Below are 21,747 nucleotides of genomic sequence, written 5' to 3' on the forward strand. Positions count from 1 at the left end.
GCGAAACCCGATGCTCAAGCCGCACGGTTCGCCACGAGATCATCGACCACGCCGGGATCGGCGAGGGTCGAGGTATCACCGAGACTATCGGTCTCGTTTGCCGCGATCTTGCGCAGAATCCGCCGCATGATCTTGCCCGAGCGGGTCTTCGGCAGGCCGGGCGCCCACTGGATTTCATCGGGTGCCGCGATCGGCCCGATTTCCTTGCGCACCCACACGATCAATTCCTTCCGCAAGGCCTCGGTCGGCTCCTCGCCGCTGATCAGCGTCACATAGGCGTAGATGCCCTGACCTTTGATGTCATGCGGAAAGCCGACCACCGCCGCCTCGGCGACTTTCGGATGCGCGACGAGTGCGGATTCCACCTCCGCCGTGCCCATCCGATGACCCGAGACGTTGATCACGTCATCGACCCGCCCGGTGATCCAGTAATACCCATCCTCATCGCGCCGCGCGCCATCGCCCGAGAAGTAATACCCAGGGAAGGTCGAGAAATAGGTCTGGATGAAGCGTTCGTGATCACCGTAGACCGTGCGCATCTGCCCCGGCCAGCTATCTGCGAGGCACAGATTGCCCTCGGTCGCGCCGGCGAGTTCGTGGCCCTCGGCATCCACCAGCACCGGCTTGACGCCGGGCAGCGGCAGCGTGGCCGACCCCGGCTTCTGATCGACCGCGCCGGCCAATCCGGTGATCAGGATCCCGCCGGTCTCGGTCTGCCACCAGGTATCGACCACCGGGCAGCGATCATCGCCGATCACGTGGCTGTACCAATACCAGGCTTCGGGATTGATCGGCTCCCCGACCGAACCCAGGATGCGCAACGATGCGCGCGAGGTGCGTTTGACCGGCGCCTCGCCATCGCGCATCAGCGCGCGGATCGCGGTGGGGGCGGTGTAGAAAATATTGACCTTGTGCTTGTCCACCACCTGCCAGAAGCGCGAGGTATCGGGGTAATTCGGAATCCCCTCGAACATCAGCGTGGTCGCCCCGTTCGCCAGCGGCCCGTACACGATGTAGGTGTGCCCGGTTACCCAGCCGACATCGGCGGTGCACCAGTAAACCTCGCCCTCGTGATAATCGAACACGTATTGATGCGTGAAGCTCGCCCACACCATGTAGCCGCCGGTGGTGTGCAGCACGCCCTTCGGTTTGCCGGTCGAACCCGACGTATAGAGAATGAACAGCGGATCTTCTGCGTTCATCGGCTCCGGCGGGCATTCGGCCGGCACCGCGCCCGCGGCTTCATGATACCAGACATCGCGGCCCGCCATCATCGCAACATCGCCGCCGGTCGCCTTCACCACCACGACGGATTTCAGCATCGGGCAGGATTTCAACGCCGCGTCGACATTCGCCTTCAACGGCACTTTCCGCCCGCCGCGCCGGCCTTCGTCGGCGGTGATCAGAATATTGGAATCACAATCCTGAATCCGGTTCGCCAGGCTATCGGGTGAAAACCCGCCGAACACCACCGAGTGGATCGCGCCGATCCGCGCACACGCCAGCAGCGCCACCGCGGCCTCGACGATCATCGGCAGGTAAATCGTGATCCGGTCGCCCTTTTTCGCGCCGAGTGCGACCAGAACATTCGCCATCCGGCAGACATCGGCGTGCAACTCCCGATAGGTGACATGCCGGCTCTGGCTCGGGTCATCGCCCTCCCAGATGATCGCCACCTGATCCCCCCGCGTCGCCAGGTGCCGATCGAGGCAGTTCACCGAGGCGTTCAACACGCCATCCTCGAACCATTTGATCGAAACATCGCCGGTGAAGGAGGTGTTCTTGATTTTGGTCGGCACCGTGATCCAGTCGATCCGGTCCTTCTCCGCCGCCCAGAAGGTGTCAGGGTCCGTGGCCGCTTGCGCGGCCATTTCATCATACCGAGCCCGATCGACCAGCGCGTGCGCCGCAATCTCCGGCATGACTTTGACGAGTGTAGGATGCGACATTGTTGTTTCCTCCGATACGTTTCCAACACGTATGCCAAAAATCGCACGCGACCGGAAGGGCATAAGTCACTGAATTCGACCGGCGGCAAGTTTGGAGCGAGCAAGGCCAGAGGCCGTGCCCGCTCGCCACGCAAGTGTCAGGCCGTCCGGTCCGCCGCGATGCCGATCGCCGCCTGTGCGGCGGCAAGGCGCGCGACCGGCACGCGGTAGGGGCTGCACGAGACATAATCCAGCCCGATCTCTTCACAGAAACTGATCGAGGCCGGATCGCCGCCGTGTTCGCCGCAGATGCCGAGTTTGAGGTCCGGTTTGGTGGCACGGCCTTTTTCGGCGGCGATGCGGATCATCGCACCGACACCTTCGACATCGATCGACACGAACGGGTCTTTCGGCAGAATGCCGGATTCGACGTATTTCGGCAGGAATTTGCCGGCGTCGTCGCGCGACAGGCCGAACACCGTCTGGGTCAGGTCGTTGGTGCCGAACGAGAAAAAATCGGCCGATTGCGCGATGGTATCGGCGGTCAGCGCGGCGCGCGGCAGTTCGATCATGGTGCCGACGCTGTATTCGATCGTGCTGCCCGCTGCCGCGAACACGGATTTGGCAATCGCGTCGATCTGCGCGCGGGTGATGTCGAGTTCGCGCTTCATGCCGACCAGCGGGATCATGATTTCCGGCACCGGTGCGCTGCCGGTTTCCTTGGCGACGTCGAGTGCCGCTTCGAAAATGGCGCGCGCCTGCATCTCGTAGATTTCCGGATAGGAAATGCCGAGGCGGCAACCGCGATGGCCGAGCATCGGGTTGGCTTCGGAGAGTTCGCCGGCGCGCTGGCGGATTGCGTCCATGCTCATGCCGAGGCTGTGGGCGACGTCTTCGAGTTCGGCATCGCCATGCGGCAGGAATTCATGCAGCGGCGGGTCGAGCAGGCGGATCGTGACCGGCAGGCCAGCCATGATGCGGAACAATTCGACGAAATCCTGGCGTTGATAGGGCAGCAGTTTTTCGAGGGCGACGCGCCGCCCGGTCTCGTCGTTCGCCATGATCATCTGGCGGACCGCGCCGATCCGCTCGGGGTCGAAGAACATGTGCTCGGTGCGCGACAGGCCGATGCCTTCGGCGCCGAATTTGCGGGCGGTCTCGGCATCGAGCGGGGTTTCGGCGTTGGCGCGCACTTTGAGCCGGCGGATTTCATCAGCCCAGCCCATCAAAATCGCGAAATCACCGGACAGAGCGGGTTCGATCATCGGCACGAAGCCCGCAAAAATCTCACCGGTCGCGCCATCGAGCGTGATGGTGTCGCCGGCCCGCACGCTGACGCCGCCAGCGGTGAGCGTTTTCGTGCCGTAATCGACATGAATACCGCCGGCCCCCGCGACGCAGGGCCGCCCCATGCCGCGCGCCACCACGGCGGCGTGGCTGGTCATGCCGCCACGCGTGGTCAGAATGCCGCGCGCCGCGTGCATGCCGTGAATATCCTCAGGGCTGGTCTCGATCCGCACCAGAATGACCGCCTCGCCCTTTTGCGCGCGCATTTCGGCTTCATCGGCCGAGAACACCACGAGGCCGGAGGCCGCACCCGGCGACGCCGGCAGGCCCTTGGCGAGCAGTTTGCGCACAGCCTTGGGATCGAGCGTGGGGTGCAGCAATTGATCGAGCGATTGCGGATTGACCCGCATGACCGCCTCGCGCTGATCGATCAGTCCAGCCTGCGCCATTTCCACCGCAATCCGTACGCTGGCGTTGGCGGTGCGTTTTCCATTGCGGGTTTGCAACATATATAATTTGTTGCGCTGGATGGTGAACTCGATGTCCTGCATATCGTGGTAATGCCGCTCGAGCGTCTCGCGCACCCGGTTGAGCTCGGCATAGGCTTCGGGCAGGGTTGCCTCCATGCTCAACTCGCCAGGCTTGGCATAGGAGTTCGACAACGGGCGCGGCGTGCGGATACCTGCGACCACGTCTTCGCCCTGCGCGTTCGGCAGGTATTCGCCATAGAATTCATTGAGCCCGGTCGAGGGATCACGCGTGAAGCACACGCCGGTGGCGCAATCATCGCCCATGTTGCCGAACACCATGGCCTGCACCGTGACCGCGGTGCCCCAGTTGGCCGGGATTTCGTGCAGGCGGCGATAGGTGATGGCGCGCTGGTTCATCCACGAGCCGAACACGGCACCGATCGCGCCCCACAGCTGATCATGCGGGTCCTGCGGAAACGGCTTGCCGGTTTCGGCGAGCACGACCGCCTGATAGTCCTCGACCACGCGCTGCCAGTCCTGTGCTGTGAGTTGCGTGTCTTCGATGGTGCCTTCATCGATCTTGACGGTTTCGATGATCTCCTCGAACCGGTGATGCGCGACACCGAGCACGACCGAACCATACATCTGGATGAAACGCCGATAGGAATCCCAGGCAAACCGCGCATCGCCGGATGCTGCGGCGAGGCCGGCCACCGTCTCGTCATTCAGGCCGAGGTTGAGCACGGTATCCATCATCCCCGGCATCGAGACCCGCGCGCCGGAGCGGACCGAGACGAGCAGCGGCTTGGTCTTGTCACCAAAGCCAAGGCCGACGCCCTGCTCCACCTTGGCCAGCGCCGCATCGACCTCGGCGCGCAAGGCGGCGGGATACTGCTTGTCGTTGTCGTAGAATTCGGTGCAGACCTCGGTGGTGATGGTGAAGCCGGGCGGCACCGGCAACCCGATGCTCGCCATTTCGGCGAGGTTGGCACCCTTGCCACCCAGCAAATTCTTGAGCGCCGCACTACCATCGCTGGCACCGGGGCCGAAACTATAGACATATTTGCTCATGGCGGGGTTACCCTTCCAGTTTCGAGAAATCGGCAACGCGATGCATGACATCGCGCAGTTTGGCGAGGAGACGGAGGCGATTGCGGCGCAGCGCGGGGTCTTCGGCGTTGACGGTTACGTCCTTGAAAAAAGCATCGACCGGGCTTCTCAGCGACGCCAATCCTTGCAGTGCTGTATCAAAATTTCGCTGATCCAGAACGCCGGGTCCGTTCAAATGAGGCGCGTGACTGAGTCTCGTCTCAAGCGTATGGATCGCGATCGACAGCTTGATCTCCGCGTCCTCGACGAGAGCTGACTCATCAACTTCGCCGACATGCGGGCCATCCTTCTCGTTTTCGATCCGCAGGATGTTAACCCCGCGCCGGTAGGCGACAAGCAGGTTCGCGCCATCATCGGTCTTGGTGAATGATTCGAGCGCATCACCACGTTGTTGAATGCGCAAAAGATCGTCGTCGGCCATATTCGCGAGAATGGCGTTGACGACGTCAAATCGCTTGCCTTCGCCGCGCAGTTTGACCCGGAACCGCTCGATGAGGAAGTCAAACACAGCATCATCGAGCAACGACCGCAAATGCAGTTGCAAGTCGTTTTCGAGAATGATGCGAACGACGCCGAGTGCTGCTCGCCGCAGCGCATAGGGATCGCCCGAACCCGTCGGCGTCTCACCGATCCTAAAAAATTCCCGTAGCGTATCGAGTTTGTCCGCCAGTGCGACGGCGCAGGGCACAATCCCCTGCGGCACCTCATCGGATGGTCCTTTCGGCTGATAATGCCTGCGGATTGCGGCACCGACCGCCTCGCCCGCATAATACCCGCCCATGATGCCCTGCAATTCGGGAAACTCGCCGACCATGCCGGTTACGAGGTCAGCCTTGCACAGCCGCCCGGCCCGTTCCGCCGCATCAATCTCCTGGCTATCCGCGCCAAGTTTTTCCGCGATCTCCCGCGCCAGCTTCGCAATCCGCTCGGCGCGCTCGAACTGCGTTCCCAACTTCGCATGAAACACCACCGATTTCAGCTTCGGCAGATAATCCTCCAGCGGATGCTGCCGATCCTGCGCCCAGAAATGCTCAGCATCCGCCAGCCGCGCCCGCAACACGCGCTCGTTACCGGCAATGATCGCGGCACCGCCATCGCTCGCCTCGATATTCGCAACGAACGCGAAATACGGCGCGGGTTCCCCCACTGCATCGCGCGTCGAGAAATACCGCTGGTTCACCTTCATCGACAATTCGCGGACTTCCGGCGGCAACGCCATGAAGCGCTGCTCGATCCGCCCGATCAGCGGCACCGGATATTCCACCAGCCCGGTCACTTCATCGAGCAATCCATCATCCTTGACGATGCTCAGCCCCAGCGCCTGCGCTTCGCGCTGCAACCCATCCGCGATCATCGCGCGGCGGGCCGGCGCATCGGCGATCACCCGCCGCCGCAGCAACTCCGCCTGCCATTGCGCCGCATTGACGACCTTGAAGGTGCCCGGTGCTAGAAACCGATGTCCTTCAGACAAATTCGAAGCCGTAATTGGGCCTACAACAAGAGGAACTACTCGATGGTCTAACAGGCAGACGATTCGCCGAAGAGGACGCACCCACAAGAGGGTACCGCTCTGCCCCCAGCGCATGGATTTAGGCCATGGAAATTTCAACAGCACATCGCTAAGCTCTTTTACTATGAAATCATTGGCCGAGCGCATGGGCTCCTGACGTCGAAGTAGATAGTGTCCGTTTTCTTCAATAAGATCGTTACGAACGGCAGCATTTTTTCGAAGAAAACCTTCGATTGCATGATCAAGAGCAGTAGTTTTTGGCCCCCGCAATTCCTTAACAACGGGGAACACGCCGCCATCCACTGTCCCCAAAACAGCGATCCGCCTTGGGCCAGAAAATTGCAACCTGGGGCGGAATGCGATTGGACTTAGGTGTTTTTCGCACAAGCTCCGCAGGGTATATGCCGCCAAGACTTGCATCCCCGCTGGAATCTCCTCCGAAAAGAGTTCAACGAACAACTCAGTCATTGGGGCGATCCACTTGCTGACATCGAACCTCGTTCCCCCGCAACCCACACCTCGGCGCACGCCTTCGCCAGCGCCCGCACCCGGCCGATGTAACTCGCCCGCTCGGCCACCGAAATCACGCCCCGCGCATCGAGCAGATTGAACAGATGGCTCGCCTTGATGCAGTAATCATAGGCCGGCTGCGCCAGACCGCGCTCAACCAACGCCGCGCACTCCACCTCCGCATCGGCGAAATGGCGGATCAACATGTCGGTGTTCGCAGCCTCGAAATTATGCGTCGAATAATCGCGCTCGGCGCGCAAAAACACATCGCCATAGGTCAGCGACCGCGCATTGCCCGCGTCGTTGAACCGCAGATCATAGACGTTCTCGACCCCCTGGACATACATCGCCAGCCGCTCCAGCCCATAGGTCATCTCGAAACTCGGCAGATCGACCGCAATGCCGCCGACTTGCTGGAAATAGGTGAACTGCCCCACCTCCATCCCGTCGCACCATATCTCCCAGCCGAGCCCCCAGGCGCCCAAGGTCGGGCTTTCCCAATCGTCCTCGACGAAGCGGAAATCATGCAGCAGCGGGTCGAGCCCGATCGCCCGGTAACTATCGAGCAGCAGATCCTGCGCATCCGCCGGCGATGGCTTGATGATCACCTGATACTGATAATAATGCTGCAACCGGTTCGGGTTCTCGCCGTACCGCCCGTCGGACGGCCGGCGCGAGGGCTGCACATAGGCCGCTGCCCAGGGCTTCGGCCCCAGCGCGCGCAATGTGGTTGCCGGATGAAACGTGCCCGCCCCCATCTCGACATCGTAGGGCTGCAAAATCACGCAGCCTTGCGCCGCCCAGAAGCGGTGCAACGTCAAAATCATATCCTGAAAGCTCAGCGAGGCGGGCAGCGGTGGTTTCTGGTCGGTCATGATTTCATGGTATGCGGTATGGCATTCTTTATGGGCGTTTCTTTGCGGGCGTTTTCGCAATGCACCATTACGGGGCGGATGGCATGAGAGCAAGATTGAGCCGGGCGGATCAGACCGGAATCGCCGTGGTCGTGGCGGTTTCGGCCCTCGCCATTGCGTTTCGGCAACTCACCATCGTGCCGCGCGCCTTCGTGGCGGTATGCGCCGGCCACCACGCCCCGCTGTTCTGCGTGCCGCGCCAGGCGGTGCTCTGGGCGCAGTACGAGGGCTGGTTCGGCATCGCTGCCCTCATCCTCGGCCTGCTCGCCTTCGCCTTGGCGCGCCGATCCCTCGGGGTTGCGGCGCTGGCGGTGGGCATTGCCGCCGTGGTGAATTACAATGGCACCGAAGGCATCATCGGGGCCGCGTTCGGCCTGTGGGGCTGGCTGGAAGCCGCCGCACCGGCGAATGGCGGCACCGCAACAGGGAGCGACCATGCACGGCAATAATCAGGCGACACTCGATTTCGACCTCGGCCCGGATATCGATGCGCTCCGCGACTCCGTCCGCCGCTTCGCCGAAGCCGAAATCGCACCCCGCGCCGCCGCGATCGACCGCGACAACGACTTCCCCGCCGATCTGTGGGAAAAATTCGGCGCGATGGGCCTGCTCGGCGTCACGGTGCCCGAGGAATATGGCGGCGCCGGCATGGGCTACCTCGCGCACACGGTCGCGATGGAGGAAATCTCGCGCGCCTCCGCCTCGGTCGGCCTGTCCTACGGCGCGCATTCCAATCTCTGCGTCAACCAGATCAATTTGAACGGCACCGAAGCGCAACGCCGCCGCTATCTGCCCGGCCTGCTCGACGGCACCGCTGTCGGCGCCCTCGCTATGAGCGAGCCCAACGCCGGGTCGGACGTGGTCTCGATGCGGCTGCGCGCCGACAAGAAAGCCGATCACTACATCCTCAACGGCACCAAAATGTGGATCACCAACGGGCCGGACGCCGATACGCTGGTGGTGTATGCCAAAACCGACATGACGGCCGGTGCTCGCGGCATCACCGCCTTCATCGTCGAAAAAACCATGCCCGGCTTTTCGTGTGCCCAGAAACTCGACAAGCTGGGCATGCGCGGCTCCAACACCGGCGAGTTGGTGTTCGAGGATTGCGTGGTGCCGGAAGCCAATGTCCTCGGCGGCATCGGGCGCGGCGTGAACGTGCTGATGAGCGGGCTCGACTACGAACGCGCCGTGCTTGCCGCCGGCCCGCTCGGCATCATGCAGGCCGCGCTCGACATCGTGGTCCCCTACGTTCACGAACGCGAACAATTCGGCCAGAAAATCGGCGAGTTCCAGCTGATCCAGGGCAAACTCGCGGACATGTACGTCACCCTGTCCGCCGCGCGATCCTATGTGTACACCGTCGCGAAAGCCTGCGATCGCGGCCAGACCAGCCGCAAGGACGCCGCCGGCGCCATTCTCTACGCCGCCGAACGCGCGACCTGGATGGCGCTCGAAGCCATCCAATGCCTCGGCGGCAACGGCTACATCAACGATTACGCGACCGGCCGCCTGCTGCGCGACGCCAAACTCTACGAAATCGGCGCCGGCACCTCGGAAATCCGCCGCATGTTGATCGGGCGGGAATTGTTCAAGGAAACCGCCTGACCCGCAGTGGTCAGGCGCCGCCTCAAGCGACGGTGGGGATAGTCACACCGATCATGTCGCCCGCGTGCACCAGGCTGGCAAGCTCGGCCTCGCTCCAGTTTTCGGTGCCGTGCGGGCGCAGCGGCAGCACCATCCAGCGGTAATCCGCCGTGCTGTCGACCACGCGCAGCGCGGTGGACGCTGGCAGGGTGGTGCCGAATTCGGTCAACAACCCCAGTGGATCGCGCACCGCGCGTGCCCGATAGGCGGCGGATTTGAACCAGAACGGCGGATATCCCAACACCGCGCGCGGGTAGCAGCTGCACAGGGTGCAGACGACCAGATGATGCAGATCGGCGGTGTTTTCCAGCACGCCGAGCGGCGGGGCGCCACGCATCGGAATGTCGAGCAGCGCGGCGGCGCTGGCCCCATCCGCCAGCATGAGCGTGCGGAATGCCGGGTCGCACCAGGCCTTGGCCACCATGCGCGCCCCCTGGGCCGGTGTGCCGGCATCGGTGATGCGGATGCGCTCGGCGATTTCATCCGGCCGGGCAATGTCCTTGTCCGCCAGCACGCGTTGCAACGCCTTCAGCAGCGTGTCGTGGTCGAGCGTCGCGATCGTCATAGCGGCTCCAGCCAATGGGCGAATAATTCGATCACGATGTCATCGCCCGGCGCGCCCTCACCCCACAGCGATGGTTGATCGAACCGGACATGATAGAGCGGCGTCGCGGCGGCGGGGCGGGCGAACGCGAGGTCTTCGGGGTTCGGAAAATCACCGAGATGGCGCAGGATCGTGCCGGTCTCGCCGCGCACGTAATGCGGCGTGCGGATATGGCAGCGGCCGCGCAGCTCCGGCCAATCGGCCTTGACGCGCACGCTGGTGCCGGGTGCCAGGCTCATGGCGCGGTTGCCGCCGCCATCAATTCAGCCTCGGTGATGACCGATTTTTCGAGCAGGATCGCGGTGATCGAGCGCAGCCAGCGCTCATAATACGACAAGCCGAAATAGGTCGCCTCGGGCAGTGATTCGATGCCGCGGCGCAGTTCATCGACCGACATGACCTGCTTCTGACCCAGGATCTGACGAATCGCATCGACCGTACGATCGAACTCGGTCAGGCTGTGCGGCGACGGATCGACCGGCTCGCACAAAAAGCGCGGCACACCGCCGATATCGTGCATCGCTCTGGGCTCGTCCTGGTCCATACCGGGAACCCATCATAAATGGCCCGAGGGGGCAAGGGTAAAGGGGAAGGAAGTATTTCTTTTTTGTAAAAAAGAAACAAAAAACTTTCTTGACTTGGGTTCGTGCCAGTGAAACGCCCAATAACCAAATAAATAAAAGTTTTTTGCTTCTTTTTTACAAAAAAGAAGTACTTTCTTTCACGTCACGTCACAACCCGCACCATCGAAAACCGCGCCTCCCGCCAGATCTCCCGCGTCATGACATCGGCAAGTACATCTACCGCGTCCCAGAGATCGACATAGCGCAGATAAAGCGGCGTGATGCCGAAGCGCAGCACATCGGGCGCCCGAAAATCACCGATCACACCGCGCGCAATCAGCGCCTGCGCAATCGGGTAGGCGTGCGCATGACGAAACGAAACCTGGCTCGCCCGCTCGGCATCGGCCAAAGGCGTCACCAGCGTGAACCCCGCATCGCCGCACCGCGCCGCCACCAGATCGATCAACAGGCGCGACAGCGCCAGCGATTTGGCGCGCACCGCCGCCATCGGCGCGCGCAGCGCCAGATCGACCCCAACCTCCAGCGCCGCCATCGCGATGATCGATGGCGTACCGACCGTCGCGCGCGCAATCCCCGCCGCCGGTCGAAATCTGTCCTCGAAGGCGAACGGCGCGGCATGACCAAGCCAGCCGGTCAGCGGATAGCGCACCTGCCCCTGCAAGCCCGGCGCGACATACAGAAACGCCGGCGCCCCAGGCCCCCCGTTGAGAAATTTATAGCCGCAGCCGACAGCGAAATCGACCCGATCCGCCGCAACGTCGAGCGGCACGGCGCCCGCCGAATGCGCCAGATCCCACACAATCAGCGCCCCGGCAGCATGCGCCGCCGCGGTCAGTGCCGCCATGTCGTGCATCGCGCCGGTGCGGTAATTGACATGGGTGAGCATGACCACCGCAACCTCCGGCGTCATCGCCTCGCGCAACCCGCCGGCCGGTACCGCGCGCACCTCATGCCCCTCGCCCAGCGAGGCCGCGAGACCGTCGGCGATATAGACATCGGTCGGAAAATTGCCGGCTTCGGTCAGGATAACCCGCCGCCCCGGCCGCAACCCCAGCGCGGCCGCCAGCAGCTTGTACAGATTGACCGATGTCGAATCAGCCGCCAGCACGCTGCCCGGCGCCGCGCCGATCAACCGGCCGATCTTGTCACCCACCGCCTCGGGCAACCCGATCCACCCGGCATCGTTCCACGAGCGGATCAAGCCCCGCCCCCACTCGGCAGCCACCACCGCGGCAACCCGCCCGGCGGTCGCCACCGGCAGCGCGCCGAGCGAATTGCCATCCAGATAGATCACGCCCTCCGGCAGGCTGAACGCATCGCGGAACCCGGCCAGCGGATCGGCCGCGTCCAGCCCCACCAGCGCCTCACGCCGATCGACCACGCTCAGCCCATCGGTTCGGCGATCACGGGGATCGATTTGGCCGCCGGCGTCTCGGCCAGCGCGTCATGATGATACAGCGGCAGCAGCGGATTGGTCTCGGGATAATACGCCCCGACCGACCCGCTCGGAATATTATAGGCAATCGCGGTCAGATTCTCGACCATCCTGATCGTCGCATCGGTTGAAACCGTCCGCAGCCGCACCTTCCCGCCCGGCTTGATCCCGCGCGAGGCCATATCCGCCTCGTTCATGAACACCACCATGCGGTCGCCCTTGATGCCGCGATACCGATCATCGTTGCTGTAGACCGTGGTATTGTACTGGTCATGGCTACGCAGCGTCGCCAGGCGCAACAAACCAGGCTCCGCCGCCCGCGCGGTATCCTCGGCGACGCCTTTGAACACCAGGAAATTGGCCCGACCCGTCTTGGTCTTCCAGATCCGCTCGCTCGCCGGGTTCGGCAGCCGGAACCCGCCGGGTTCGCGCACCCGGCGATTGAAATCGCGGAACAGCTCGGGATAGACCGCCTCGATATCGTTGCGAATCTTATCGTAATTCGCGGCATACCCATCCCAGTCGATATGCGTATAGCGATCCGGGAAAATCGCCTTGGCCATGCCGCAGACGATCGCCACTTCCGACATCAGATGCGGGCTGGCCGGCTCCAGCAACCCGCCCGACGCATGCACGAAACTCATGCTGTCCTCGACCGTGACCGATTGCAGTACGCCGCCCTGCTCATCGAACTCGCTGCGCGCCCGGCACGGTAGCATCAACGCATCCTGCCCATGCACCAGATGGCCTCGATTGAGCTTGGTGGTGACGCCCACGGTCAGATGCAGCCGGCGCATCGCCGCCTCGGCCACCGGCGTATCGGGCACGGCGGCCACGAAATTACCGCCCATCGCCAGAAACACCCGCACCTCGCCCCGCATCATCGCCTCGATGCTGGTCACCACGCCATGGCCGTGCGCGCGCGGCGGCTCGAATTTGAACACCGCACCCAGCCGATCCAGATACGCCGCGGTCGGTTTTTCATCGATCCCGACGGTCCGATCGCCCTGCACGTTGGAATGCCCGCGCACCGGCGAAATCCCGGTGCCCGGACGCCCGATATTGCCCCGCAGCAGCAAAAGATTGACGCATTGCTGGATATTTTCCGAACCATGCTGATGCTGGGTAATGCCCATGCCGTACATCAGAATAACCGATTTGGACTCGCAATAAATCGTCGCGACCTGCTGCAAAACCTCGCGGCTCAACCCGGATGTCGCAACGATGTCCTCCCACGGCGTTGCATCCAGATCGGCAACGAAATCCTCGAACCCATGCGTATGCGCCGCGATAAAATCCTCATCGAGCACGCCGCCGGTCCCGGCCGCCTTGCCGGCACGATCCGCCTCGATCACCAGCTTCATGATGCCCTTGAGCGCCGCCGCATCACCGCCGACTTTCACCTGACAGTACAGATGCGCGATCTTCGCCCCGTTCGACAGCATGTCCTGCGTGCTCTTGGGGTCGGCAAACCGCTCCAGCGCCCGCTCGCGCAGCGGGTTGAGCACCACGATCCGCGCGCCACGCTTGGCCGCCTCACGCAGCGTGCCCATCGCGCGCGGCGAATTGGTGCCGGGATTCTGGCCGATGTTCAAAATCATGTCGGCATGCTCGAAATCCTCGAGCACCGACGTCCCCTTGCCGATCCCGATCGACAGCGGCAGCCCGCGGCTGGTCGGCTCATGGCACATGTTCGAGCAATCGGGGAAATTATTGGTGCCCACCAACCGTCCCAGCAGCGCGAACAGAAACGCCGCCTCGTTCGAGGTGCGGCCCGAAACATAGAACTCCGCCTGATCGGGATGCTCCATCGCATTGATGTGCCGCGCGATCAGCGCGAACGCATCATCCCACGCGATCGGCACATATTTGTCGCTCGCCGCATCATAGCGCATCGGCTCGGTCAGCCGGCCCTGCTCCTCGAGCCAGAGATCGCTCTTCGCCAGCAATTCCGTCACTGTGTAACGCTCGAAAAACGCGCGCGTCACGCGCTTGTCGGTCACTTCCCAAGCAATCGCCTTGGCACCGTTCTCGCAGAACTCGAACGACGACGTATGCTTCGGATCAGGCCACGCACAACCCGGGCAGTCGAACCCCTCGGGCTGGTTCGCCGCCAGCAGCGCCTTGCCGCCCCGCGCCACCACGCTCTGCCGCCGCAGCGCCTTCGCGGTCGCGGCCAGCGCACCCCAGCCACCGGCCGGTGCATCGTAAGGTGCGAAAATCTCGTCCTGCTCGGCCATGCGATACATCCTTCAGTGGTGCGTTGGGGGCACATTGGGGATTTCGGTTCATAACGCAACCGCTTTCTGTCGCAATGCAGCATCGGCTCGGCCGGGGGCGGTGCGATGATCGATGTTAGGTAAGGGGAGGAAGGGTCTTCTTTTTTGTGAACAAAAAAGAAGCAAAAAAAACTTTGCTAATTTGCGCCCGTGCTCGTTTCGACGCCCGTGCCCCAGGGTCGGAAAGTTTTTTGCTTCTTTTTTTCAAAAAAGAAGCCCTTCCCTTCCCCTTCGCAGCACCCGATAACCCGCCCATGCGCACCCTGATCATCGATACCGACACCGCCTCCGACGACGCCATCGCCCTGATCATGGCCCTCCGCACGCCGGACGTGCGGATCGAGGCCATCACCATCGTCAGCGGCAATGTCGATGTCGGGCAAGGCGCCATCAACGCCGGCATCGTGCTCGACCTCTGCGGTGCCCGCGTGCCGGTCTATCGCGGCGCCGACCGCCCGCTGCTGAAACCCCGCGCCGATGCCGGCTATTTCCACGGCGCCGATGGCCTGAGCGACGTCGGGTTCCCACCCCCCACCCACCAGGCCGAACCCGAACCGGCGGTTTTCGAACTGATCCGACGCTGCCGCACCACCCCCGGCACAATCGACCTCGTCACCCTCGGCCCGCTGACCAACATCGCCCTCGCCCTGCGAATCGAGCCGCAACTCGCCACCTGGGTCCGAAGCTGCACCATCATGGGCGGCAACCCCGGCAGCATCGGCAACGTCACCCCGGCCGCCGAATACAATATCTGGTGCGACCCCGAAGCAGCCGCCATCGTGCTCGCCTCCGGCATGCCCATCACCCTGGTCGGCTGGGACCTCTCGCGCGGTGCCGCCTGCCTCGATGCCAATGACATGGCCCGCCTCACCACCTCCCACCACGCCACCGCCCGCTTCGCCATGGCCTGCTCCCGCGCCGCCCTGCGCGCCGCAACCGCAACCCAGGCCGAACCCGGCCTGCCCCTGCCCGACCCCGTCGCCATGGCCGTCGCCCTCGACCCATCGATCGTCACGCACACCACTCGCTGCGGCGTCGCCATCCCGCTCGATGGCCTCGCCCGCGGCGCCACCTTGATCGATGAACTCGGCACCACCGGCCAACACGCCAACGACCCCGCCTGGGCACACACACCCCCGCCCATCGATGTCTGCCGCAGCATCGACATCGCACGGTTCAAATCGATGCTGTTCAGAACGCTGGAACAGGACTGACCTGCGCCGAACACAATCTGGCAGCACCGATCACGAAGCTGTATAGTGCGGACATCATTCCTATATACGGAATGTCGCACCCTACCAGGAGGTCCCCATGACGGGCCGTTCGTTGATCCGCAGCCTCGCCGTCGCTGTCTTGCTCACGCTCGGCCACGGCATCGCATCCGCCCAAACCGCCGCAACACCCCAGCAAATCCAGATCATGATCGCGGATGGCCACGCGCGCACCGCCCTGGCCGACCTGCGGCCGATCCTGCGCGCCCATCCGCAAAGCGGCGTCGCATGGTATCTCACCGCCGAAGCCCAGGACGCGCTCGGCAACCTGCCCGCCGCCCGCACAGCACTCGCCAAAGCAGAATCCGCAGCCCCCGGCCTGCCCTTCGCCAAACCCGATAAAGTCGCCGCCCTGCAAGCCCACCTCGCCAGCCCGGCACCCGCACCGCTCGCCCCCGGCGGCTTTCACATGAACAAATTCGGCCTGATCATCATCGCCCTGCTGGCCGTCTTCTTCATCGTGCGGATCATCCGCCGGGCCCGCCAAACCACCATGCGCCCACCCCCGCCCTACGGCTTTGGCAACCAAAACATGGGCATGGGCAACCAACCCCCCTACGGACCCACCGGCCCCACCGCCACCGGGTCAGGCCTCGGCGGTGCCCTGCTCTCCGGCCTCGCCACCGGCGCCGCCTTCGTTGTCGGCGAGCGCATCGTCGGCGATATGCTCGGCAACTCAAACACCAACCGCAACGATGGCATCGCACCACCCGACCCCCAAGCCCCCGATCGCGACGACGGCCTGACCGGCTCACCCGATTGGAACGATAACAGCCAAGCCCCCGACAACACCGACTTCGACCCCGACAACAACTGGTAAACGTATGGCGACCGGCGGCGGGGGTGCCGGGAGCAAGCAAGGCGGGGGGCTTCGCCCCCTCGACCCCCACTAAGGGCTTAGCCCTTAGAACCCGCTAGTTTTAGGTAAGGGGAGGGCGACACAGGCCAGATCAACGGAACCACCGAGGCAGCGCCCTCCCCTTACCTAAAACTAATGGATTTTAAAGGCTCCGCCTTTAACGGGGTCCAGGGGCAGAGCCCCTGGCCTTCCTTCCCCCCAGCACCACCCACCGCCAGTCGCCAACCGCTGCCCATGTTACGAGAACAAATCGTCGATGTCGGCTTCGCTGAAGGCGAGTGTGTCGCTGGCGGCGTTATCGAACAGGCCTTCCGCGAGTTGGCGTTTGCGCAATTTGAGTGATTCCATTTTTTCTTCGACGCTATCGGCCACCACCAGCCGGTGCACGAACACGGGGTTGGGTTGTCCGATCCGGTGGGCGCGGTCGGTCGCCTGATCTTCGACGGCGGGGTTCCACCACGGGTCGTAGTGGATCACGGTATCGGCCGCGGTGAGGTTCAGGCCGACGCCGCCGGCTTTCAGGCTGATCAGGAAAATCGGCACGTCGCCGCCCTGGAACTGGCTGATCGGGGTTTGCCGGTCGCGCGTGTCACCGGTGAGTTTGACCCAACGCAACCCGGCTTCGGCGAGCATGGTTTCGATCAAGGCGAGCATGCTGGTGAACTGCGAAAAAATCAGGATGCGCCGGCCATCGGCGACCAATTCCGGCACCATTTCCGCAAGCCGGTCGAGCTTGGCGGAAGCGACGCCTTCGGCCCGGTTGCCCGGCAGTTTGAGCAGGCGCGGATCGCAGCAGGTCTGGCGCAGGCGCAGCAGCGCTTCGAGGATCACGATATGGCTGCGCGCCAGGCCTTTCGCGGCAATCGCCTCGCGCACCTTGTTGTGCATGGTCAGGCGGATGCCTTCGTACAGATTGCGCTGTTCGGCCTCCATGGTGACGGATTCGACGATTTCGGTCTTGGGCGGCAGTTCGGCGGCGACCAGCGCCTTGGTCCGGCGCAGCAGAAACGGGCGCACGTAGCGGGCGAGCAGTTGCTGGCGTTCGGGATCGCCCTGTTTTTCGATCGGATTCCGCCAGCGCTTCTGGAAATTCTTCCGATCCCCGAGCAGTTCGGGGGACAGAAACGCGAACAGCGACCACAATTCGCCCAGGTTGTTTTCGAGCGGCGTGCCGGTCAGGCACAGCCGGTGCCTGGTCTGCAGCCCGCGCATCAGGCGCGAGGTCAGGGCGTTGGGATTCTTGATGATCTGCGCTTCATCGAGCACCACCATATGCCATTGCTGCGCGTGCAGCACTTCATGATCGCGGGCGAGCAGCGGGTAGGTGGTGATCACCAGATCATGCGCAGCGATCTCGCCAAACCGTGTGGCCCGATCCGGCCCGTGCAGCACCAGCACGCGCAGCGCCGGCGCGAAGCGTTCGGCCTCGCGCTGCCAGTTCACCACCAGGCTGGTCGGCGCGATGATCAGCGCCGGGTGTTCGAGCCGGCCTTCGACCTGTTCGATCAGAATATGCGCGAGCGCCTGCACGGTCTTACCCAGGCCCATCTCATCGGCCAGAATCCCTGCCAGCCCGCCCTGGCGCAGAAACTGCAACCAATCGACGCCCTGCGCCTGATACGGCCGCAGATCGGCGGTGAAACCGGGCGGGATCACGGCGGGCGGAATACTGCCGGTCTCGCCAAGCATCCGCCCCAGCCGGCGCAGCGGCTCGCCGCCGGACCATGTCGTGTCCGCCGCAGCGCTCGCCTGTTCGAGCGCCGCGAGCAGTGCCGCATCATAGGTGGAAACCCGAAACTTGCCCGCCCCGTCGCGCGGCGTCGCGGCGAGCAGATCATGGATCGCGCGGACAATCGGCAGCAGCCGCGCGCGCGGCAGCGCGAACACGCGGCCATCCGGCAGCGGCAGATAGAAGGGCTCGTCCGAATCATCCGGACCATCGTCATCCAGATCGGCATCATCGCCATCTCCCGCGCCCCAATCCTCCAGCGACCACCCCTCGCTGCCGATCAGATCGATCACGGCGGGCAATAAATCGATCCGCTCGCCATCGACCACCACGCCGAGATCGAGATCGAACCAGTCGACCCCGCTGCCCGTGGCCTCGGTGCGTTCGCTGAGCGATGCGGTGAGCGGCGCGTCATCGCCCTTGACCAGCCGGACCGGCAGATCATCGGCGCTGATCACCACCCAGCCCGCCGCCCGCAGCTGCGGAGCGTCGTGATAGAAAAACTCCAGCCACTCAAGTTCGGACTCGACGTCGCCGCCAGCCAGGATCAGATCGCCCGCCGACCCACTGGCTGCACCCGTCGCCGCCCTGAACCCCAATCTGGTCAGCCACCGCATGGCATCGGCTTCGGCCGCCTCGTCACGGACAACCGCAAAGATCGCCGCACCTTTGGTAAAGCGCGGCAGCGTGCGGTCATCGTGCGCCGCCACCTCGAAATCGCCGTAGCGAAACCCAAGCCGGGCGATACTGATGGTCATGACCGCGCCGTGCAGATCGCGATAACCGCCCATCCAGGACGGCATGCTGATTCGGCGCGGCTCGATCCGCAGCACCGGCACCGGCGGCACCGCAATCTCCTCCGGCGCCGCCAGCACGGGCGGCGCGTGCGGTGCCACCGCCGGCACATCGCGGGCCAGCCGCTCACGCAGCGCCTCGGCCTGCTCGGGCGGCACCGGCGGTGCCGCGAGCAGCGTGTCGGCCAACCGATCCGCCAGCCCGGTCCGCACCGGTTGCGCGAGCCCCGTATCGGGCGTGATGCACCACGGCGGCGTCAGGCGCACCGCAATCCCGGTGTCCGGCAGCTCGAACGTCGGGCTCTGGCTGCCATCCTCGTTCAGCGCCCAGACAATGCCGGCCTCCAGCGGCGGCCCCGCCTGCATCACCACGCCGTTCACCGCCTCCCACCGGCCGCGCCCCGTCGCCAGAATCGCGTGCAGCAGCGCGTTCCCCTCGACCCCGCTCAGCCGCACAACAAACCCGCTCGTCGCCCCCCGCTGCGCCATGCGCGACAGGCGCGGCAGGATTTCCCGGTCCGACGGGCGCAGAAACTTCGTCCCGCCGACGCCGCGATCATCGAGCGTGCCCGGATCATAGGACGACGTCACGGTCGAAAGACTGCCATCCTTGAGCAGGCGCACCGAAACCGCCTCGATCCCGATGTCCGACACCTGCGGATTAGGGCCGGACAGCGGCTCGAACACATACATCAACCGCTGGTGGATATCCGCGGGATATTCCTCATCCGCCCCCGCCTGCGCCAACCGCAGATCGTTCATCCAGATCTGCAACCGCGGCGACAGGCTGCCGGTGACCGGCGCGGCACCTGTCTGCGCCGCCGCCAGGCGCCTGCGCACATCGGGCTGGGCCGCGTGCAGCAACGTCGCCACGACATGCTTGCAATTGTCCGCAACCGGGCAGCTACAATCGCCCGCAAACAAAAACCCCCTGACCCCACGACGCGCCGAAACCCGCACCCGATAAGGCAGCGGTTCGGTGCCGATCACCTCGGCGGTCAGCACCGTGCCGGATTTTTCCAGCGCGACCGACCCCACCTGCCCCCGCTTGGCATACGCCCGTCCCCGCACGACGGTTTCGTGACCGAAGATCGACGGCAATTTTTCGGGGATCAAGCCCGCGAGCACATCCAGCATCGGCAGCGCCCCGGGCGATTCGGCAGACCGGCTCACGAGATCACACGACGTTGCAGCAATTCAGGAACGAACAAATCCATACACCTCTTCTCTCGGCCACCACTTCGCCCGACCGGACCCCTCGTTATAGAGGACCTTGCCCTGAACCCAAGGGGGCCGGGTTCAATCAAGCCAGGATATCCGGATTTTTCGCCGAACCGAACCCCTCGCGACCCTTGCCGCCCCAATCCCGCAACGGCATACCAAGCGCGCCGGCATGATCCCGAAGGAGGCAGTACGAATGGCGACCACCAAGCGGAACCTCATCTTCGCTCTCGCCGCCATCATCACCGGCCTGATCTCCATCGCCTTCGGCCTCGGCGTCGATCAGGCCAGCACAATCTTCGCCCGCGCCACCGCGCATCATCGCTGGATCGTGTTCATCCTCTGCCCCGCCGGTTTCGCCTTGATCGTCACCCTCACCCGCCGCGTCTTCCCCGGCGCGCAAGGCTCCGGCATTCCCCAGGCGATGGCCGCACTCCAGATGCAGGATGCCACCGGCGTCGATGCCGTGCTCTCCCTGCGGATCGCCACCGGCAAATTCCTGCTCACCCTGCTCGGCTTCATGGTCGGCGCCTCGATCGGCAAGGAAGGCCCGACCGTACAGATCGGCTGCGCGGTGATGAATATCTGCGGCCGCATGGGGCTGGAACGCAGCCACGCCCTGCAACGCCTGCTCATCCTGGCCGGCGGCGCCGCTGGCATCACCTGCGCCTTCAACGCGCCGATCGCCGGCATCATCTTCGCGATCGAGGAAATGGCCCGCAGTTTCGATGACCGGCAGGTCCGATCGATCATCCTGGCCGCCTTTGTCAGCGGCGTCACCCTGTTCCTCGCGCTCGGCTACCACCCGTATTTCGGCCTGTCCCCGGCCTCCCTGCCGATCGGCGCGGCTTGGCTCGCGGTTCCCGTCTGCGCTGGCATCGGCGGCATCGCCGGCGGCGCCTTCGCGCGCATCCTGGTCAAACCTGCGCAATTCATGCCCGGCCCGATCAACCGCCTCGCGACCAACCGGCCGGTCGCCTTCGCCGCCCTGTGCGGGCTGATTCTCGCCGCCATCGGCTTCGCCTCACACGGCCAGGTGTTCGACGCCAGCTACGGCCAGGCCCGCGCCGCACTCACCCAGGGCATCATGCCGCCGCTCGATTTCGCGCCGCTGAAATTCCTCTCCACCCTCGTCTCCTACCTGTCCGGCATTCCCGGCGGCATCTTCGCCCCCTCGCTCGCGGTCGGCGTCGGCATCGGCACCGGCTTTGCCCACCTCCTGCCCGGTCTGCCGGTCGCAGGCTTCGCCATGATCGGCATGGCCGGCTATTTCTCCGGCGTCGTGCAATCACCGCTCACCGCAACCGCCATCGTCATCGAAATGACCGCCAACCCCGCCATGACCGTCCCGGTCGGCATCGCCGCCATCCTCGGCACCATGGCGTCGCGACTGGTCTGTAAAACACCCGTCTATCACGCAATGGCGCAGCAGTTTCTTCGGGTGGTTGAGCATCCTGTGCCCGTCTCCGCGGACGGACATTAGAAGGGAAGCACTTCTTTTTTGTAAAAAAGAAGCAAAAAACTTTCGTTAATCTGAGGCACGGGCGTTGGAACCGGCACGGGCCCAAATTAAAGAAGTTTTTTTTGCTTCTTTT

The 21,747-nt window shown here is 64.1% G+C and carries 15 protein-coding genes; 5 read left to right on the forward strand and 10 right to left on the reverse strand.

Features of this window, described 5'->3' with window-relative positions; all coding sequences use genetic code 11:
* Window positions 1-14 precede the first annotated feature (14 nt).
* From acs to BW994_RS14075, 4 genes are all read right to left on the reverse strand, one after another.
* Window positions 15-1,949 carry an acetate--CoA ligase gene (gene acs / locus BW994_RS14060; RefSeq protein ID WP_029312470.1) on the reverse strand — a complete coding sequence of 645 codons (1,935 nt, stop codon included), beginning with the start codon at window positions 1,947-1,949 and terminating at the stop codon, window positions 15-17.
* A 137-nt stretch (window positions 1,950-2,086) separates the two neighbouring features.
* Window positions 2,087-4,756 carry a pyruvate, phosphate dikinase gene (gene ppdK / locus BW994_RS14065; RefSeq protein WP_029312471.1) on the reverse strand — a complete coding sequence of 890 codons (2,670 nt, stop codon included), beginning with the start codon at window positions 4,754-4,756 and terminating at the stop codon, window positions 2,087-2,089.
* Window positions 4,757-4,763: 7 nt separating this feature from the next.
* A complete protein-coding gene (glyS, locus tag BW994_RS14070) occupies window positions 4,764-6,773 on the reverse strand; it encodes a glycine--tRNA ligase subunit beta (RefSeq protein WP_029312472.1) in 2,010 nt (669 codons plus the stop codon).
* Entirely contained in the window at window positions 6,770-7,690 is a 921-nt protein-coding gene (locus BW994_RS14075) for a glycine--tRNA ligase subunit alpha (protein ID WP_029312473.1), read from the reverse strand. The genes glyS and BW994_RS14075 overlap by 4 nt, the downstream gene beginning before the upstream one ends.
* An 83-nt stretch (window positions 7,691-7,773) precedes the next feature.
* On the opposite strand from BW994_RS14075, the gene BW994_RS14080 reads away from it, so the two are divergent.
* The gene (locus BW994_RS14080; RefSeq protein ID WP_051657434.1) at window positions 7,774-8,178 is read left to right on the forward strand and encodes a hypothetical protein; all 405 of its coding nucleotides are present in this window, start codon (window positions 7,774-7,776) and stop codon (window positions 8,176-8,178) included.
* The gene (locus tag BW994_RS14085; RefSeq protein WP_029312475.1) at window positions 8,165-9,337 is read left to right on the forward strand and encodes an isovaleryl-CoA dehydrogenase; all 1,173 of its coding nucleotides are present in this window, start codon (window positions 8,165-8,167) and stop codon (window positions 9,335-9,337) included. The genes BW994_RS14080 and BW994_RS14085 overlap by 14 nt, the downstream gene beginning before the upstream one ends.
* 22 nt (window positions 9,338-9,359) lie before the next feature.
* On the opposite strand, the gene BW994_RS14090 is transcribed toward BW994_RS14085, so the two are convergent.
* The 5 genes from BW994_RS14090 to BW994_RS14110 form a co-directional block, all read right to left on the reverse strand.
* Window positions 9,360-9,941 (reverse strand): nitrile hydratase subunit alpha, encoded by a 582-nt coding sequence (locus tag BW994_RS14090; RefSeq protein ID WP_029312476.1) that lies wholly within the window; start codon window positions 9,939-9,941, stop codon window positions 9,360-9,362.
* Window positions 9,938-10,219: an SH3-like domain-containing protein gene (locus BW994_RS20455; RefSeq protein ID WP_029312477.1), complete on the reverse strand. Its 282-nt coding sequence runs from the start codon at window positions 10,217-10,219 to the stop codon at window positions 9,938-9,940. The genes BW994_RS14090 and BW994_RS20455 overlap by 4 nt, the downstream gene beginning before the upstream one ends.
* Complete coding sequence (locus BW994_RS20460; RefSeq protein WP_029312478.1) at window positions 10,216-10,524, reverse strand: SH3-like domain-containing protein; 309 nt, start codon at window positions 10,522-10,524, stop codon at window positions 10,216-10,218. Before BW994_RS20460 ends, BW994_RS20455 begins: the two co-directional genes overlap by 4 nt.
* A gap of 182 nt (window positions 10,525-10,706) precedes the next feature.
* Window positions 10,707-11,945, reverse strand: coding sequence for a kynureninase (kynU, locus tag BW994_RS14105; protein ID WP_029312479.1), 1,239 nt, complete (start codon window positions 11,943-11,945; stop codon window positions 10,707-10,709).
* Between the two features lie 2 nt (window positions 11,946-11,947).
* A complete protein-coding gene (locus BW994_RS14110; RefSeq protein WP_029312480.1) occupies window positions 11,948-14,239 on the reverse strand; it encodes an FdhF/YdeP family oxidoreductase in 2,292 nt (763 codons plus the stop codon).
* Between the two features lie 293 nt (window positions 14,240-14,532).
* On the opposite strand from BW994_RS14110, the gene BW994_RS14115 reads away from it, so the two are divergent.
* Together BW994_RS14115 and BW994_RS14120 are read left to right on the forward strand one after the other, a co-directional pair.
* Entirely contained in the window at window positions 14,533-15,492 is a 960-nt protein-coding gene (locus BW994_RS14115; RefSeq protein WP_029312481.1) for a nucleoside hydrolase, read from the forward strand.
* A gap of 97 nt (window positions 15,493-15,589) precedes the next feature.
* Complete coding sequence (locus BW994_RS14120; RefSeq protein ID WP_029312482.1) at window positions 15,590-16,369, forward strand: tetratricopeptide repeat protein; 780 nt, start codon at window positions 15,590-15,592, stop codon at window positions 16,367-16,369.
* Between the two features lie 276 nt (window positions 16,370-16,645).
* Here the strand turns inward: BW994_RS14120 and BW994_RS14125 are convergent, their stop codons facing one another.
* Window positions 16,646-20,104, reverse strand: a complete 3,459-nt coding sequence (locus tag BW994_RS14125; protein ID WP_051657431.1) for a DEAD/DEAH box helicase — start codon at window positions 20,102-20,104, stop codon at window positions 16,646-16,648.
* Between the two features lie 244 nt (window positions 20,105-20,348).
* On the opposite strand from BW994_RS14125, the gene BW994_RS14130 reads away from it, so the two are divergent.
* Window positions 20,349-21,635, forward strand: coding sequence for a chloride channel protein (locus BW994_RS14130; RefSeq protein WP_029312484.1), 1,287 nt, complete (start codon window positions 20,349-20,351; stop codon window positions 21,633-21,635).
* Window positions 21,636-21,747 lie beyond the last annotated feature (112 nt).

It is taken from the genome of Acidiphilium rubrum (assembly GCF_900156265.1).
In the GTDB taxonomy this organism is placed as follows: domain Bacteria; phylum Pseudomonadota; class Alphaproteobacteria; order Acetobacterales; family Acetobacteraceae; genus Acidiphilium; species Acidiphilium rubrum.

What these genes read in the sequence shown, in the direction of transcription:
- acs (WP_029312470.1), bottom strand. Translation starts at nt 1,949, where the DNA reads ATGTCGCATCCTACACTCGTCAAAGTCATGCCGGAGATTGCGGCGCAC.
- ppdK (WP_029312471.1), bottom strand. Translation starts at nt 4,756, where the DNA reads ATGAGCAAATATGTCTATAGTTTCGGCCCCGGTGCCAGCGATGGTAGT.
- glyS (WP_029312472.1), bottom strand. Translation starts at nt 6,773, where the DNA reads ATGACTGAGTTGTTCGTTGAACTCTTTTCGGAGGAGATTCCAGCGGGG.
- BW994_RS14075 (WP_029312473.1), bottom strand. Translation starts at nt 7,690, where the DNA reads ATGACCGACCAGAAACCACCGCTGCCCGCCTCGCTGAGCTTTCAGGAT.
- BW994_RS14080 (WP_051657434.1), top strand. Translation starts at nt 7,774, where the DNA reads ATGAGAGCAAGATTGAGCCGGGCGGATCAGACCGGAATCGCCGTGGTC.
- BW994_RS14085 (WP_029312475.1), top strand. Translation starts at nt 8,165, where the DNA reads ATGCACGGCAATAATCAGGCGACACTCGATTTCGACCTCGGCCCGGAT.
- BW994_RS14090 (WP_029312476.1), bottom strand. Translation starts at nt 9,941, where the DNA reads ATGACGATCGCGACGCTCGACCACGACACGCTGCTGAAGGCGTTGCAA.
- BW994_RS20455 (WP_029312477.1), bottom strand. Translation starts at nt 10,219, where the DNA reads ATGAGCCTGGCACCCGGCACCAGCGTGCGCGTCAAGGCCGATTGGCCG.
- BW994_RS20460 (WP_029312478.1), bottom strand. Translation starts at nt 10,524, where the DNA reads ATGGACCAGGACGAGCCCAGAGCGATGCACGATATCGGCGGTGTGCCG.
- BW994_RS14110 (WP_029312480.1), bottom strand. Translation starts at nt 14,239, where the DNA reads ATGGCCGAGCAGGACGAGATTTTCGCACCTTACGATGCACCGGCCGGT.
- BW994_RS14115 (WP_029312481.1), top strand. Translation starts at nt 14,533, where the DNA reads ATGCGCACCCTGATCATCGATACCGACACCGCCTCCGACGACGCCATC.
- BW994_RS14120 (WP_029312482.1), top strand. Translation starts at nt 15,590, where the DNA reads ATGACGGGCCGTTCGTTGATCCGCAGCCTCGCCGTCGCTGTCTTGCTC.
- BW994_RS14130 (WP_029312484.1), top strand. Translation starts at nt 20,349, where the DNA reads ATGGCGACCACCAAGCGGAACCTCATCTTCGCTCTCGCCGCCATCATC.